Origin of the sequence: Actinophytocola sp. (assembly GCF_036555685.1) — a bacterium.
GTDB lineage: Bacteria > Actinomycetota > Actinomycetes > Mycobacteriales > Pseudonocardiaceae > Actinophytocola.
Map to the genome: position 1 here is coordinate 47,605 of NZ_DATBKY010000041.1, position 15,006 is coordinate 62,610.

Here is a 15,006-nt window from a genome sequence, read left to right on the forward strand (position 1 = left end):
GTGCTGGGATCTTCGGGTGACGGACGCGGGCGAGGTCGGGGCAGCCGGGGCCGACGTGGTGGTGGCCGGCGCCGGGCCGGCGGGCCGGGTGCTGGCCCGCGAGTGCGCGCTGCGCGGGCTGCGCACGGTGCTCGTCGCGCCGCGGCCGGACGCGCGCTGGCCCGCGACGTACGGCCTGTGGCTCGACGAGGCGGAGCTGCTCCCCCCGGGCGCGGGCTACGTCGTGGCCAGGGCCCGGGTGCTCGCCGGTGGCGAGCGGTGGCTGGAGCGGGCGTATGCCGTGCTGGACAACGACTCCGTGCGGAACGCGCTCACCCATCCGGACGTCGTCGTGCGGGCCGGCCGGGTCGAGGAGGTGACCGCGCCCGTGATCGTCGACGCGACGGGGGCGCGCTCGCGCGGCGGCGTCGAGCAGACCGCCTACGGCCTGCGGGTGCCGGCCCCGGTCGCCGCGCGGGTGGTCCGGCCGGGCGAGGTCGTGTTCATGGACTGGCGCCAGCCCGGGACCGGCCCGCCGACCTTCCTCTACGCGGTCCCGCTGCCGGACGGCCGGGTGCTGCTCGAGGAGACCTCGCTGGCGCGCCGGCCGGGCCTGCCGTTCGCCGTCCTTCGCGAGCGGCTGCTGGCCCGGCTGGCCGAGCACGGCGTGGACCCCGGCCGGACGGAGGCGGAGGTGGAGCGGGTGCGCATCCCGCTGGACGCCGGCGCCTCGGCCGGGGCCGGGCGGGTGGTGCGGTTCGGCGCGGCGGCCGGGCTCGTGCATCCGGCGTCCGGGTACGGCGTCGCGGACGCGTTGCGGCTCGCGCCTGCGGTGGCCGGAGCGATCGCCACGGGCGGGGCGGTGGCGGCCCGGCGGGTGGTCTGGCCGGCGCGCGCACGGGCGGTGCACCGGCTGCGGCGCGCGGGGCTGCGGACGCTGCTCACGCTCGACCCCGACCAGACGGCGGAGTTCTTCGGCCTGTTCTTCGCTCTCCCGCCACACCGGCAGCGGGCGTACCTGTCCGGCCGCGACGACCTCGCCGGCACCGCGGCCGCGATGGCCGCGCTCTTCGGTGCGGCGCGGTGGCCGCTGCGCCGGCGGATGGCGCTCCGGCGATGAACGATCACATGTGTGACGGCCTCGGGCGGAAATCGGGCGAGGCGATGGGCACCGCGGCCTAGACTCGCCGGATGCGGCGCTACTCACCGGGCCAGGTCGCCGAGCAGACGGGGTTCAGCATCGACACCCTGCGCTACTACGAGCGGATCGGCCTGCTCGACGACATCGAACGCAACTCCGGCGGCCGGCGCGTGTTCACCGAGGACGACGTGTCCTGGCTGATGATCCTGCGCTGCCTGCGCGAGACCGGGATGCCGATCCAGCGCATGATCCGGTTCGCGGAGCTGGCGCGCGGTGGGGAGGACACGATTCCGGAGCGGATCGAGCTGCTCGAGGAGCACGATCGGGACGTCGACGCGAAGATCTCGCAGCTGCGGGCCGAGCAGGACCACATCCGCGGGAAGATCGGCTACTACCGGGGCGTGCTGGGTCTCGCCGCCGCCGACCCCACCGGTGGCGCCGAAGCCGACACCGGGGTGCGTGCTAGCCAGGGGTGACGAAGCCCGTCTCGTAGGCCACGATCACGGCCTGCGTGCGGTCCCGGGCGCCCGTCTTGGCGAGCACGTTGCCCACGTGCGTCTTCACCGTCTGCACGCTGACGAACAGCCGCTCCGCGATCTCCACATTGGACATCCCGGCCGCCATGAGGCGGAGCACCTCGGCCTCCCGCTCGGTGAGCCCGGCGTGCGCGAGCCCGCGGGCGTCACGGCCGCCGTGGGTCGCGGCGAGCGCGCGGATGGCCGCGGGGAACAGCAGCGACTCGCCACTCACGATCATGCGGATCGCCCGCACGATGTCCTCGGGCCGGGTCCGCTTCAGCAGGAAGCCGTTCGCCCCGGCACGCAGGGCGTCGTAGACGTGGTCGTCGTTCTCGAACGTGGTGACGACGAGGATCTTGGGCGGGTCGGCCATGGTCGCCACGATGTGCCGGCTCGCCTGGATCCCGTCCACGGCGGGCATCCGCACGTCCATCAGCACGACGTCCGGTCTGTGCTTGCGCACCAGCGGCAGCACCTCGGCGCCGTCGTCGGCCTCGGCCACCACCGTGAGGTCCGGTTCCGCCTCGATGATCGCGCGCAGCCCGGCGCGGATCAGCGCCTCGTCGTCGACCAGCAGCACGGTGGTCTTGCCGGTGCCCGACCCTGTCATCCGCCTGCCCCCGTCCGCAACGGAATCCGGACGCTGACCCGCCAGCGTCCCTCGTGTGCGCCGGCCGTCATCTGTCCACCTAGGACGGTGACGCGCTCGCGCATGCCGCGTAACCCGTGCCCGCCACCGGCCCGTGCGCCGGTCCGCTCACCCAGCGGGTTCTCCAGCTCGAGCTCGAGTCTGTCATCGCCCGCGACGAGCCGCAGCGCGACGGGCACCTTGCCGGCGTGGCGGAGCACGTTGGTCAGCCCCTCCTGCACGATCCGGTACGCCTCGCGGGACACCGCGGGCGGCACGGCGTCCAGCTTTCCTTCCACAGTGGACTCCACGGGCACGCCCGCGGTGTCCAGCAGCCGTGGCAGATCAGCCAGTGTCCACTGTGGCGTGCGGTCGTGGCGTTCCTCGCGGAGCAGGCCCAGTACGTGGTCGAGGTCGGTGAGCGCGGCCCGCGCGGACTCCTCGATGGCGCCCAGCGCGGTACGGGCGAACTCCGGGTCGGCGTCCAGCACCCGGCCCGCGGCGCTCGCCTGGAGGGTGACGACCGACAGCGCGTGGCCGACCGAGTCGTGCAGCTCGCGCGCCAGCCGGTTGCGTTCGGCGAGCTGTTCGGTGCGCCGCTCCAGCTCGGCGAGGCGCTCGGCAGCGGTCGGGCCCAGCAGGGCCGGTGCGAGCCGGCCGAGCAGCACCCCGCAGGCGACCACGAGGTGCACGAGCAGCAGGAGTGCCACGAGCCCGGCGGCCGGCACCCACATGCCGGCCCAGCCGCGGGCGAACTCGATCGGCAGGCCGAGCAGGTGCAGCGCGCCGGTGAACGGCACCGCGAACGACAGCACGACGGTCGGCGGCAGGGTGAGCGTGAGCACGCTGACCACGCCGCCGGCGATCAGGTGCAGCACGAACCAGACGGCCGACCGCCGGCGTGCCTCCCAGGACCGGGCGGGCCGCGCGGCCTGCTCGGGCACGCGGTCGCCGAGCAGCTCGCGGGCCGCGGCGCCCTCGATGACCCGCACGGCCGGGACGAACGACACCGCCACCATCACGACGAGCAGGGCCACGGCCGCCACGGCGGGTCCGACCGCCTCGGGCAGCAGCGACGGCAGCACCATCGCGGCGAGCAGGACGAACGGGACGAGCACGGCGCCGCCGAGGATCAGGTACACCCATCGCCGGTAGGTCGACGGGCGGATCACCGGGCCGAACACCAAGCTCAGCAGTCCCGCGACCGCGCTCATGACCCGATCATCGCAGACGGCGATACGCTGCACGGCGAGCGGACACAAGGGGGTCGGGTGACACAGGACTCGCCGCGTGCGGACGATCCGGAGCGCACGCAGTCGACGGAGGTGGACGGGCCGACGGTGTGGGCGGACCCGGCCGACCAGCCGGCCGTGTCCTCGGAGAGCCCCGCCGGCACGCCCGTCGCCAGCTGGTCGCTCGACGACATCATGCGTGAGGTGCCGGACGGCCCGGAGATCCGCCGTGAGCCCCGGGTCGTGTTCCCCGAGCCGGCCCCGGAGCCGAAGCGCCGCGGCGGCTACTACGCGTCGCTTCTGGTGGCCGTGCTCGTCGTGGCCGGGCTGGTCGGCGGGCTGGTGCTGCTCTCACTGAACCGTCCGGTGGCCAAGGTGTCCGGCGAGGCGACCGGCCTGCCGATCCCGGAGCTTCCGTCGCCGACCCAGCCGGGGCCGCCGCCCTCGACCGTCCCGCCCGAGGGCGACCCGCTGGCCGCGCTCGCCGAGCATCCGCTCTCGACGGCGACGGCCACGATGACGACGATGTCGTGCGCGCTGCCCCGCTTCGACACGGCGGACGAGTCGCAGGCGAGCTTCTACGAGGCGGCGAAGATCTGCGCGGACGACGCGTTCGGCGACCTGCTCCGCGCGGCCGGCCTGCCCGCGGCCGGCGTCCCGGTGGTGTCCGTCCAGGACGGACCCCGGAACACGCCCTGTGGCGCCATCCAGCCGGACGCGCCGCCCGCGCAGTGCGAAGGCACCGTCTACATGACACCGCAGCGGCTGCGAGACGTCGAGGGGCTCGGCCTGTTCCCGGGCAAGTACTTCGGGGTGTTCCTGCGGACCTACGCCTCGGCCGTGCAGTACACGACCGGCCTGACCGAGCTGTACGAGCGGGCGAAGGACTCGCCGGACGCCCCGGGCAACCTCGCGAACCGGCTGGCGCAGCAGGCGACGTGCCTCGCGGGTGTCGCGTCGAGCGCGATGTCCGGCAAGGGCTCGGTGGACGACAACATCACGAACGAGATCCGCGAACGGCTCACGACCACCGACGCCCCGCCGGCAGCGGGCACCTGGCTGGCGAAGGGCTTCCAGTCCCGCCAGCCGGCGTCCTGCAACACCTGGGCCTAGCGGGGCTCACACCGCGGCCGCCGCCGGGCGGTTGCCCGCCGACCGCGACTCCGAGCCCGGGCGGCGGTCCGACCTGGCGAGATACACCACGGCCGCGACGAGCACGCCGAGCAGGATCGTGAGCAGGCCGGAGGCCACCAGCGTCGAGCGGCCGCCGATCGCGCTCACGACCGGGCCGCCGATCAGCATGCCGAGCGCGGCGGACGGCGTGGTCAGCGCGGTGCGGGTGGCGAGCACGCGGCTGAGCACGTGCGGCTCACAGCTGCGCTGGAACAGCGCCGTGCAGATCGCGGTGAACGGGCCGTAGATCACGCCGCCGGCGGCGAATCCGAGCAGGGCGGGCCAGACCGCGCCGGAGATCGCGAACGGCAGCAGCGCAGCGCCCCAGCCGATGATGACGAGCACCACGACCGGCCATAGTGGACGGCTGCGGAGGAGGCCGGCGCCGAGTCCGCCGATCACCGCGCCGATCCCGAACACCGTCCAGAACGCGCCGAGCAGGCCGGGCGAGCCGTGCAGCTCGGCGGCGACGTGGATCGGCAGGGCGACCTCGACCGGGCCGTAGAGGAAGAAGAAGACGCAGGTGACCGCGATCAGGCCGAGCAGGCGCGGCTGCCGCAGGATCGTGCGCCAGCCGCCGGCCGCGGACTCACCCGGTGCGGCGGCCGGTACCGCCGCCGCGGCGTGACGCACCGGCCAGCAGCTCGCCGCGAGCACCGCGAAGCTCAGCGCGTCGAGCCCGATGACCCAGCCGGGGCCGGCGAGCGCGGTCATGCCGCCGGCCAGTGCGGGGCCGACCACGAACGACGCCTGGGTGAACGTCGACACCAGCGCGTTGCCGGCGACCCGGTCCTCGTCCGGCAGCTGCTCGGCGATCAGCGTGTACGTCCCGGCGTGGCCCCAGGCGTGCAGCAGCGAGGAAACCGCGAGCAGGGCGACGTAGCCGGCCGGGACGAGCGCACCCGCCACGGCGAGCACCGCGATCGTGCCGAGGGAGAACGTCCGCAGTGTCGCGTCTACGGCGACCAGGCGGGCGCCGCTGAACCCGCGCACGAACCGGCCGAACACGGCCGCGCCGAGCGTGGCGGGCAGCGAGTAGGCCGCCACGGCGAGCCCGGTCCAGACGCCCTCGCTACCCGGCGGCGCGATCTGGACGGCGAGCCAGGCCACGGCGACCATGCTCATGCCGTCGCCCAGGGCGGACACCGCCAGGCCGGGCAGCACCCGCCGGAGCACCGGCCGGCGCAGCACCCGGCCGTAGGCCCCGAAGCGCCGCGAGCTCGTGGAATCTGTCATGTGCCGACGCTATGCCGCGTCGGGACGCGGATGCTTCTCGAAAACTGATCGTTCGGACGTCAGATGGTGAAGCCGAGGGCGCGCAGCTGCTCGCGGCCGTCCTCGGTGATCTTCTCCGGACCCCACGGAGGCATCCAGACCCAGTTGATCCGGAAGTCGCCCACGATCCCGCCGCCGGGCCCGGCGGTCAGCGCGGCGCGGGTCTGGTCCTCGATCACGTCGGTCAGCGGGCAGGCCGCCGACGTGAGCGTCATGTCGAGCGTCGCGGTGTTGTCGTCCTCGACGCGGATGTCGTACACCAGGCCGAGGTCCACGACGTTGATGCCGAGCTCGGGGTCGACCACGTCCCGCATGGCCTCCTCGATGTCCTCGATCGCCGCGGTGTCCGCCTTCTGCGCGGGCGGCTCGGGCAGCGACTCGACGCCGCGCTCGGTGCCGATCTGCTCTTCCGTGCTGCTCATCAGGCTCCTCCTTCGGCCCGGGCGACCGCGTCCTTGAACGCCATCCATCCGAGAAGCGCGCACTTGACGCGCGCCGGGTACTTCGCGACGCCGGCGAACGCGACACCGTCCTCGAGCACGTCCTCGTCCGGCTCCACCTCGCCGCGTCCCTGCACCATGGTGACGAACGCGTCCATGGTGGCGAGCGCCTCCTCGACCGACCGGCCGGTCACCAGGTCGGTCAGCACCGACGTCGAGGCCTGGCTGATCGAGCAGCCCTGCCCCTCGTAGGACACGTCGGTGACCTTGGCCGAGCCGTCACCGCCGGCGACGGCCACGCGCAGCGTCACCTCGTCCCCGCAGGTCGGGTTGACCTGGAAGGACTCGGCGTCGAACGGCTCGCGCAGGCCACGCCCGTGCGGGTTCTTGTAGTGGTCCAGGATGATCTCCTGGTACATGGACTCAAGATTCACTGGTCCGCCTCATCCGAAGACCTTCTTCACGTGCGCCAGGCCCTCGACCAGAGCGTCCGCTTCGGCGGTGGTGTTGTACAGGTAGAACGACGCACGGGTGGTCGCGGGAATTCCATAGCGCACGACGGCCGGTCGCGCGCAGTGGTGGCCGACCCGGACCGCGATGCCGAGCTCGTCCAGCACCTGGCCCACGTCGTGCGGGTGGATGCCCTCGACGGAGAACGACACCTCCGCGACCCGGCCCTCGGCGGTGGCCGGACCGATGATCCGCACGCCGGACACGTCGGACAGTGCGGCCAGCACGTACTCGGTGAGCGCGTGCTCGTGCGCGGCGATGGCCGGCATGCCGACCGCGGTCAGGTAGTCGATCGCGGCGCCGAGCCCGACCGCCTCCGCGATCGGCGGGGTGCCGGCCTCGAACTTGTGCGGCGGCGCGGCGAACGTCGACCGCTCCATGGTGACCAGCTCGATCATCTCGCCGCCACCGAGGAAGGGGGGCAGCTCCTGCAGTAGCGGCAGCCGGCCCCAGAGCACGCCGACACCGGTCGGGCCGAGCATCTTGTGCCCGGTGAAGGCCACGAAGTCCGCGCCGAGCGAGGCCACGTCCAGCGGCAGGTGCGGCGCGGATTGCGACGCGTCGAGGAGCACCAGCGCGCCGACCTCGCGGGCCCGGGCGATGACCTGCTCGACGGGATTGATCGTGCCGAGCAGGTTCGAGACGTGCACCATCGACACGATCTTCGTCCGCTCGGTGATCACGGAGTCCAGAGTGGACAGATCGAGGCGGCCCTCGTCGGTGATCCGGAACCACTTCACGGTCGCGCCGGTCCGCTGCGCGAGCTGGTGCCACGGCACGATGTTGGAGTGGTGCTCCATCTCGGTGATGACGATCTCGTCACCGGGGCCGACGCGGTAGCCGGGGCCCGCGTCCCCGAGCACCCGGGCGACCAGGTTGATGGCCTCAGACGAGTTCTTGGTGAAGACCACCTCGTCGCGGCTCGGCGCCCCGATGAACGCGGCGACCTTGTCCCGCGCGCCCTCGTAGAGCGCGGTGGCCTCCTCCGCGAGCGTGTGGATACCGCGGTGCACGTTGGCGTTGTACGTCTCGTAGTAGCCGACCAGCGCGTCGAGCACCTGGCGCGGCTTCTGCGAGGTCGCCGCGTTGTCCAGGTACACCAGCGGCTTGTCGCCGTGCACCAGCCGGGACAGGATCGGGAAGTCCTTGCGGATCGTCTCGACGTCCAGGGGTGGGGCTGTGGTGGTGGTCATCCCGGGAACCCTCGATTCTCAGCCGATGCTGGCCGGCTCCTGCTTGCCGGTGAAGCGCACGTAGCCGTGCTCCTCGAGCGCCTCGGCGAGTTCGGAGCCGCCGGACTCGACGATCTTGCCGCCGGCGAACACGTGCACGAAGTCCGGCGTGATGTGGCGCAGGATCCGGGTGTAGTGGGTGATCAGCATGATGCCGACGTCGCCGCCCGCCTTCACCCGGTTGATCCCCTCGCTCACCACGCGCAGCGCGTCGACGTCGAGGCCGGAGTCGGTCTCGTCGAGGATCGCGATCTTCGGCTTGAGCAGTGCGAGTTGCAGGATCTCGTGGCGCTTCTTCTCCCCGCCGGAGAAGCCCTCGTTCACGCTGCGGTCGGCGAAGGCCGGGTCGATGTCCAGGTCGGCCATCGCCTCCTTGACCTCCTTGACCCAGTGCCGCAGCTTCGGGGCCTCGCCACGGACGGCGGTGGCGGCGGTGCGCAGGAAGTTCGACATCGAGACGCCGGGCACCTCCACCGGGTACTGCATGGCGAGGAACAGGCCCGCGCGGGCGCGCTCGTCGACGGTCATCGACAGCACGTCCTCGCCGTCCAGCAGGACCTCGCCGGAGGTCACCTCGTACTTCGGGTGGCCGGCGATCGCGTAGGACAGCGTGGACTTGCCCGAGCCGTTCGGGCCCATGATGGCGTGCGTCTCGCCCGCCTTGATGGTCAGGTCGACCCCGGACAGGATCTCCTTCGCCGTCTCGTCGGTGTTGACCGAGACGTGCAGGCCCTTGATCTCCAGCGTGGCCATCTCGTGCGTTTCTCCTTGTCGCGTAAGTCAGTTCGTGGTGGTGGTGACGTCCACGTGGACCTCACCGTCGCGGATCTCGACGGGGAACACGTCGACCGGTTCGGTGGCCGGCGGCGAGGACGGCGCACCGGTGCGCAGGTCGAAGCAGGACCCGTGCAGCCAGCACTCGATCCCCTTGGGCGTGAGCTCGCCCTCGGACAGCGCCAGCTCGGCGTGCGAGCACTCGTCGCGCAGCGCGTGCACCTGCTCGCCCCGGCGGACGATCACGACCTCGACGTCGTCCACCTCGACGGCGAACGGCTTTCCGTCGTCCAGATCGGACAGTGCACACGCGCGGATCATGCCCCGACCGCCTCGAGCTCTTCCTCGATGGCCGCCTCGAGCCGCTCGCGGATTTCCGGGACGGCGATCTTCATCAGCAGCTCGTGGAAGAAGCCGCGCACGACCAGCCGGCGCGCCGAGTCCTCCGGAATGCCCCGCGCCTGCAGGTAGAACAGCTGCTCGTCGTCGAACCGGCCGGTGGCGCTGGCGTGGCCGGCGCCGGTGATCTCGCCGGTCTCGATCTCCAGGTTCGGCACCGAGTCGGCGCGCGCGCCCTCGGTGAGCACGAGGTTCCGGTTGAGCTCGAACGTTTCGGTGCCCTCGGCCGCCGCGCGGATCAGCACGTCGCCGATCCAGACCGTGCGTGCCTCGGCGCCCTGCAGGGCGCCCTTGTAGACCACATTGGACTTGCAGTGCGGCTGGGCGTGGTCGGCGAACGTGCGCAGCTCGATGTGCTGGCCCGCGTCGGCGAAGTACAGCCCGTTGAGCTCGGCGTCACCGCCCGGGCCCGCGAACACCGCGGTCGGGCTGACCCGCACGAGGTCGCCGCCCAGCGCCACGAGGTGGTGCCTGAGGGTGGCGTCGCGGCCGAGCTTCGCGTGGTGCGCGGAGACCTGGACCGCGTCGTCGGCCCAGTCGTGCACGCTGACGACCGTGAGCTTCGCGCCGTCGCCGACGAGGATCTCGACGTTGTCGGCGACCGTGCCGCTGCCGCGGTGGTCGAGCACGACCACGGCCTCGGCGAACTGCTCGGCGCGCACCTGCAGGTGCCCGTAGGCGACCTGGCCCGCGCCCGGCCCGGTGATCGTCACGGTGGTGACGCCCGCCTTGGTCTCCTTCGGCACGGTCACGACCGTGGCCTTCGTGAACGAGCTGTAGGCCTGCGCGGCGATCCGGTCACCTGGGGTGCCGGCCGCGCCGAGCCGCTCGTCGTCGCGGCCGACGGTCTCGGCCCCGGCCTCGCCCGCGACCTCGACGGTCAGCTCGCCGGTGGCGGCCGCCGTGCCGTCGTGCAACCCGCGCAGGCGGCGCATCGGCGTGAAGCGCCACACCTCCTCGCGGCCGCCGGGGACCTCGAAGGCCTCGACGTCGTAGGAGGTGAACCGCTCCGCGCGGGACGCCTCGGGTACCACCACACCGTGCGAGTGCGGTGTCTGCGTTGCCTGGCTCATTTAGCCGACGGCCCCTTCCATCTGCAGCTCGATGAGCCGGTTCAGCTCCAGCGCGTACTCCATCGGCAGCTCGCGCGCGATCGGTTCGACGAAGCCGCGGACCACCATCGCCATCGCCTCGTCCTCGGTGAGACCCCGGGACATGAGGTAGAACAGCTGGTCCTCGCTCACCTTCGACACCGTGGCCTCGTGGCCCATCGCGACGTCGTCGGTGCGGATGTCCACGTACGGGTAGGTGTCGCTGCGGCTGATCTGGTCGACCAGCAGCGCGTCGCACTTCACCGTGGACTTCGAGTGGTGGGCGCGCTTCGCGACCTTGACCAGGCCCCGGTAGGAGGTCCGGCCGCCGCCGCGGGCCACCGACTTGGACACGATCGTCGAGGACGTGTGCGGCGCCAGGTGCTCCATCTTCGCGCCGGCGTCCTGGTGCTGGCCCTCGCCCGCGAACGCGATCGAGAGGACCTCGCCCTTGGCGTGCTCGCCCATGAGGAACACCGACGGGTACTTCATGGTGACCTTGGAGCCGATGTTGCCGTCGATCCACTCCATGGTCGCGCCCTCTTCGGCCTTGGCGCGCTTGGTGACCAGGTTGTAGACGTTGTTCGACCAGTTCTGGATGGTCGTGTACCGGCAGCGGCCGCCCTTCTTCACGATGATCTCGACGACCGCGGAGTGCAGCGAGTCGGAGGTGTAGATCGGCGCGGTGCAGCCCTCGACGTAGTGCACGTAGGCGCCCTCGTCGACGATGATCAGCGTCCGCTCGAACTGGCCCATGTTCTCCGTGTTGATCCGGAAGTAGGCCTGCAGCGGGATGTCGACGTGCACGCCCGGCGGCACGTAGATGAAGCTCCCGCCGGACCAGACGGCGCCGTTGAGTGCCGAGAACTTGTTGTCCCCGTGCGGGATCACGGAGCCGAAGTACTCACCGAAGAGCTCCGGGTGCTCCTTGAGGCCGGTGTCGGTGTCGAGGAAGATGACGCCCTTCTCCTCGAGGTCCTCACGGATCTTGTGGTAGACGACCTCCGACTCGTACTGCGCGGCGACACCCGCGACGAGGCGCTGCTTCTCCGCCTCGGGGATGCCGAGCTTGTCGTAGGTGTTCTTGATGTCCTCGGGCAGGTCCTCCCAGCTGGCCGCCTGCTTCTCGGTCGAGCGCACGAAGTACTTGATCGTGTCGAAGTCGATGCCGGACAGGTCCGCGCCCCAGTTGGGCATGGGCTTGCGGTCGAACAGCCGCAGCGCCTTCAGCCGCGACTCGAGCATCCACTCCGGCTCGCCCTTCTTGCCCGAGATGTCCCTGACGACGGCCTCGGACAGGCCGCGTTGCGCGCTCGCGCCGGCTGTGTCGGAGTCGGCCCAGCCGAACTGGTACTTGCCCAGCGAGGCGAGCGTCTCCTCCTGGGTCAGCGGCGGCGAGCCCGCGCGCTCCGGGGCGGTGGTCATGAAGGCGTCCCTTCGGTCGTGGTGGGAGCGGTCCGGTCGGGGCCGGTGGTGATCGGCCCGGTCGCGCCCGGCTCGGCGGAGTTCGGGCCGCCGAGCGGTACGTGTGTGGTGCACACGGCGTCGCCGCGTGCGATGGTCGCGAGGCGCTGGACGTGGGTGCCGAGCAGGTCGGCGAACGCCGCCGTCTCCACCTCGCACAGCTGGGGGAACTCCGCGGCGACGTGGGCGACCGGGCAGTGGTGCTGGCAGAGCTGCTCCCCTGTCCCGACGCGCCGCGTCGACGCAGCGTATCCCTCCCGCGTGAGGGCGGCCGCGAGGGCCGTGGCCCGGTCGGTGACCTCGTCGTGCCCGGTCACGGCGGCCCGGTGCCGGTCGACCAGCGTGGCCGCCCGGCGCTCCGCGAAGGCACGCACGGCGGACTCGCCGCCTGCCTCCGCGACGAACCGGATGGCCGCGATGGCCAGGTCGTCGTAGGCGTGACCGAAGCGGGCCCGGCCGGTCTCGGTCAGCAGCCAGAGCTTGGCCGGCCGGCCGCGACCGCGCTGACCGCGCCGGGGGGCGTCGCGGAACTCGGCCTCCCCGTTGGCGACCAGCACGTCCAGGTGCCTGCGCACGGCGGCCGGGCTGAGCCCGAGGGTCTGCGCGACCGCTGCCGTCGTGATCGGTCCCTCCTCCAGCAGCAAGCGCGCCACACCATGCCTGGTGCGGCCCTCGGCCTGCTGCTCGTTTTTCACAACATCAGTGTGTCGTATTTCCGTCCGCCCCGCAAAGGAGGGGCCACCGTGAGGTGAGCGGGCTCACGGTCACCCCCGGTCGATAGTCTTGCGACGTGGTGGCGGGAGACACGGAGCGTCGCGGCCACGGCGGGGAGGTCAACGGCCATCCCGCCGTGCCGCCGGGTTCGAGCGATCCACTGGACGCGCCGCTGGACGAGCCGCTGGACGACCGCGAGCGCAAGCAGCTGGACGTCGTGCGCCGGTTCGGCACGGTCGGCTCGCTGCTTCTCGCCGTGGGCTCGCTCGGCGCGGGCGCGGCCCCGGTGTTCAACCCGGTGTGGAGCCTGCCGTTCTTCAGCATGTTCAGCCGGATGCCGACGGTGTCGATCGCGCTGGCGTTCACCGGCGTGTTCATGATCGTCTTCGCGTGGCTGGGGCTCGGCAGGCTGTCGCTGCCCGGCCGCGAGCGGATGGTGTCCTCGCAGCAGATGGCCCGCACGCTGATCATGTGGGTCACGCCGCTGGTGTTCACCGTCCCGATGTTCTCCAAGGACGTCTACAGCTACCTCGCGCAGAGCGAGATCGCCGCCCGCGGCCTCGACCCGTACACGACCGGGCCTGCAGAGGCGCTGGGCAACGCCGATCCGCTGACCCGCGCGGTGCCCACGATGTGGCGGGACACGCCCTCGCCGTACGGGCCCCTGTTCATCACGATCGGCAAGGGCATCACCTGGATCACCGGCGACCACGTGGTCATGGGGGTGGCCTTCCACCGGCTGCTCGCGCTGATCGGCTTCGCGATGATCGTGTGGGCGCTGCCGCGGCTGGCCCGGCGGTTCGGCATCAACCCGGTCAGCGCGCTGTGGCTCGGTGCGGCCAACCCGCTGGTGCTGTTCCACCTGGTCGTCGGCGTGCACAACGAGGCGCTCGCGATCGGCCTGATGCTCGTCGGGATCGAGCTGGCGCTGCGGCGAATGCCCAGGGTGACGCCGGACGGCCCGTTCCCGCCGTGGCAGCAGGGCGAGCTGCTCTGGTACGCCGTCGGCGCCACGGTGATCACGCTCGCCGCGGCGGTGAAGATTCCGGCGGCGCTCGCGCTCGGCTTCCTCGGCGTGATGATCGCCCGCCGGCTCGGGGGGCGCTGGACGCACCTGTTCGGCACGGCGGCGGTGCTCACGGTGCTGTTCCTGACCGTCCTCACGGCCGCGTCGCTGGGTAGCGGCCTGGGCTACGGCTGGACGGCGACGCTGAACACGGCGAACTCCATCAAGAGCTGGATGGCGCCGATGACCGCGCTCGGGTTCGGCGCGGGCGGGCTCGGCATCCTGCTGGGGCTGGGCAACCACATCGACGCGGCGATCACGGTCAGCCGCATGGTCGGCACGGTGCTCGGCCCGCTGCTCGCGGCGAAGCTGCTGCTGGACAGCTTCCGCTGGCGGCTGCGCCCGATGATCGGGCTGGGCGCGGCGCTCGGTGCCGTGCTGGTTTTCGGTGCGACGGTGCAGCCGTGGTACCTGCTGTGGGCCGCGCTGCCGCTCGCGGTGGCGGCGGGCAACATCAGGTTCCGGACGATGGCGACGGCGATCAGCGCGGGGTTCGCCGTGGCGTTGCCGCCGACCGGGACCACCTTCGACGGGCGTACCTACCAGCTGCCGTACACCTACATCGCGGCCGGGATCGTGGTCGTGCTGGCGCTGTTCCTGGTGCGCAAGCACATCCCGAGCCGCCCGCGGAGCGACGGCGGCCGCAAGCGGCGCGGAATTGTCGGTGCCGCGGCCTAGCCTGCGGCCATGGCCAGCTTCACCGAGTCGGACATCCGCTACGTGATCGCCGAGTACCGGACGTTGGACGAGCTGCTCGACGGTCGAGCACGATCCGACGGCAACCACCAGCCGAGGGACGACACGAGCCGGGGTTCCGCCCGTGTTCGGAGGGCCGAAACGGCGTCCCGGGTCCGTGCGCTGATCGCGGATGGCCGCCTACCGCAGCCGACCTACGTGCTGCCCTCCGGCGAGGCGCGCTTCCCGCCGGACTACTTCGCGCTCGTCGACGAGGCCGGCGGGGTCGACGCGCTGCCCGCCCGGTTCCGCGCCCGCTACCTGGCCGCGGCCACGGCCTCCCCGGCACCCGCGGCCGACGCGGACGAGGACTGGGCGGGCTATCTGTCCGGCCAGTTCGGCGTGTGCCTGCGGTCGGTCACGCCCGAGGCCATGGCGGAGAAGAACCGGCTCATCCGGCTGATCGAGCGGCTCGTCGCCGCGCCGGCGGAGGCCGACCCGGCGTGGCGGTCGGAGTTACGCACGGCGGTGGACGCGCTCGACGCACTCGAGCGGCCGTTCACCGACTTCGACCGGGAGCGGTGGGGCGACACCAGCCGCGGCCGGCACATCGACGGCGTGCGGGCGCGGTACCCCATCGTGTTCGGCAGGGGCGCCGAGGGTCGCGAGCCGGTGGGCAACGCCGCGTCATAGCC

The 15,006-nt window shown here is 72.2% G+C and carries 16 protein-coding genes; 5 read left to right on the top strand and 11 right to left on the bottom strand.

Annotation, left to right across the window (positions count from 1 at the left end):
- The first annotated feature begins 16 nt into the window (after nt 1–16).
- Both VH969_RS04290 and VH969_RS04295 read left to right on the top strand, forming a co-directional pair.
- A complete protein-coding gene (locus VH969_RS04290) occupies nt 17–1,099 on the top strand; it encodes a lycopene cyclase family protein (protein WP_331970678.1) in 1,083 nt (360 codons plus the stop codon).
- Between the two features lie 71 nt (nt 1,100–1,170).
- Entirely contained in the window at nt 1,171–1,596 is a 426-nt protein-coding gene (locus VH969_RS04295; RefSeq protein ID WP_331970680.1) for a MerR family transcriptional regulator, read from the top strand.
- Here the strand turns inward: VH969_RS04295 and VH969_RS04300 are convergent.
- Nucleotides 1,583–2,248, bottom strand: a complete 666-nt coding sequence (locus tag VH969_RS04300; RefSeq protein WP_331970682.1) for a response regulator — start codon at nt 2,246–2,248, stop codon at nt 1,583–1,585. The two genes, VH969_RS04295 and VH969_RS04300, sit on opposite strands and share 14 nt — an antisense overlap.
- Nucleotides 2,245–3,480: a sensor histidine kinase gene (locus VH969_RS04305; RefSeq protein WP_331970685.1), complete on the bottom strand. Its 1,236-nt coding sequence runs from the start codon at nt 3,478–3,480 to the stop codon at nt 2,245–2,247. The genes VH969_RS04300 and VH969_RS04305 overlap by 4 nt, the downstream gene beginning before the upstream one ends.
- Nucleotides 3,481–3,537: 57 nt before the next feature.
- Here VH969_RS04305 and VH969_RS04310 point away from each other — a divergent pair, with 57 nt between their 5' ends.
- Nucleotides 3,538–4,611 (top strand): hypothetical protein, encoded by a 1,074-nt coding sequence (locus tag VH969_RS04310; protein WP_331970688.1) that lies wholly within the window; start codon nt 3,538–3,540, stop codon nt 4,609–4,611.
- 6 nt (nt 4,612–4,617) lie between these two features.
- On the opposite strand, the gene VH969_RS04315 is transcribed toward VH969_RS04310, so the two are convergent.
- From VH969_RS04315 to VH969_RS04355, 9 genes are read right to left on the bottom strand one after another with little or no spacing between them, the layout of a single operon-like run.
- Nucleotides 4,618–5,907 (bottom strand): MFS transporter, encoded by a 1,290-nt coding sequence (locus tag VH969_RS04315; RefSeq protein WP_331970691.1) that lies wholly within the window; start codon nt 5,905–5,907, stop codon nt 4,618–4,620.
- 59 nt (nt 5,908–5,966) lie between these two features.
- Nucleotides 5,967–6,368: a metal-sulfur cluster assembly factor gene (locus tag VH969_RS04320; protein ID WP_331970694.1), complete on the bottom strand. Its 402-nt coding sequence runs from the start codon at nt 6,366–6,368 to the stop codon at nt 5,967–5,969.
- Nucleotides 6,368–6,820 carry a Fe-S cluster assembly sulfur transfer protein SufU gene (gene sufU, locus VH969_RS04325; RefSeq protein WP_331970697.1) on the bottom strand — a complete coding sequence of 151 codons (453 nt, stop codon included), beginning with the start codon at nt 6,818–6,820 and terminating at the stop codon, nt 6,368–6,370. Before sufU ends, VH969_RS04320 begins: the two co-directional genes overlap by 1 nt.
- Before the next feature lie 9 nt (nt 6,821–6,829).
- Nucleotides 6,830–8,089 (bottom strand): cysteine desulfurase, encoded by a 1,260-nt coding sequence (locus VH969_RS04330; protein WP_331970700.1) that lies wholly within the window; start codon nt 8,087–8,089, stop codon nt 6,830–6,832.
- 18 nt (nt 8,090–8,107) lie between these two features.
- Complete coding sequence (sufC, locus tag VH969_RS04335) at nt 8,108–8,881, bottom strand: Fe-S cluster assembly ATPase SufC (protein ID WP_331970703.1); 774 nt, start codon at nt 8,879–8,881, stop codon at nt 8,108–8,110.
- Between the two features lie 27 nt (nt 8,882–8,908).
- A complete protein-coding gene (locus VH969_RS04340) occupies nt 8,909–9,223 on the bottom strand; it encodes a non-heme iron oxygenase ferredoxin subunit (protein WP_331970706.1) in 315 nt (104 codons plus the stop codon).
- Nucleotides 9,220–10,374 (bottom strand): Fe-S cluster assembly protein SufD, encoded by a 1,155-nt coding sequence (gene sufD, locus VH969_RS04345; protein WP_331970709.1) that lies wholly within the window; start codon nt 10,372–10,374, stop codon nt 9,220–9,222. The genes VH969_RS04340 and sufD overlap by 4 nt, the downstream gene beginning before the upstream one ends.
- Complete coding sequence (gene sufB, locus VH969_RS04350; protein ID WP_331970712.1) at nt 10,375–11,817, bottom strand: Fe-S cluster assembly protein SufB; 1,443 nt, start codon at nt 11,815–11,817, stop codon at nt 10,375–10,377. It lies immediately after the preceding gene.
- A complete protein-coding gene (locus VH969_RS04355; RefSeq protein WP_331970715.1) occupies nt 11,814–12,551 on the bottom strand; it encodes a helix-turn-helix transcriptional regulator in 738 nt (245 codons plus the stop codon). The genes sufB and VH969_RS04355 overlap by 4 nt, the downstream gene beginning before the upstream one ends.
- A 95-nt stretch (nt 12,552–12,646) precedes the next feature.
- On the opposite strand from VH969_RS04355, the gene mptB reads away from it, so the two are divergent.
- Both mptB and VH969_RS04365 read left to right on the top strand, forming a co-directional pair.
- Nucleotides 12,647–14,314, top strand: coding sequence for a polyprenol phosphomannose-dependent alpha 1,6 mannosyltransferase MptB (gene mptB / locus VH969_RS04360; protein WP_331970718.1), 1,668 nt, complete (start codon nt 12,647–12,649; stop codon nt 14,312–14,314).
- A gap of 9 nt (nt 14,315–14,323) precedes the next feature.
- Complete coding sequence (locus tag VH969_RS04365; protein WP_331970720.1) at nt 14,324–15,004, top strand: DUF6058 family natural product biosynthesis protein; 681 nt, start codon at nt 14,324–14,326, stop codon at nt 15,002–15,004.
- Nucleotides 15,005–15,006: the final 2 nt, after the last annotated feature.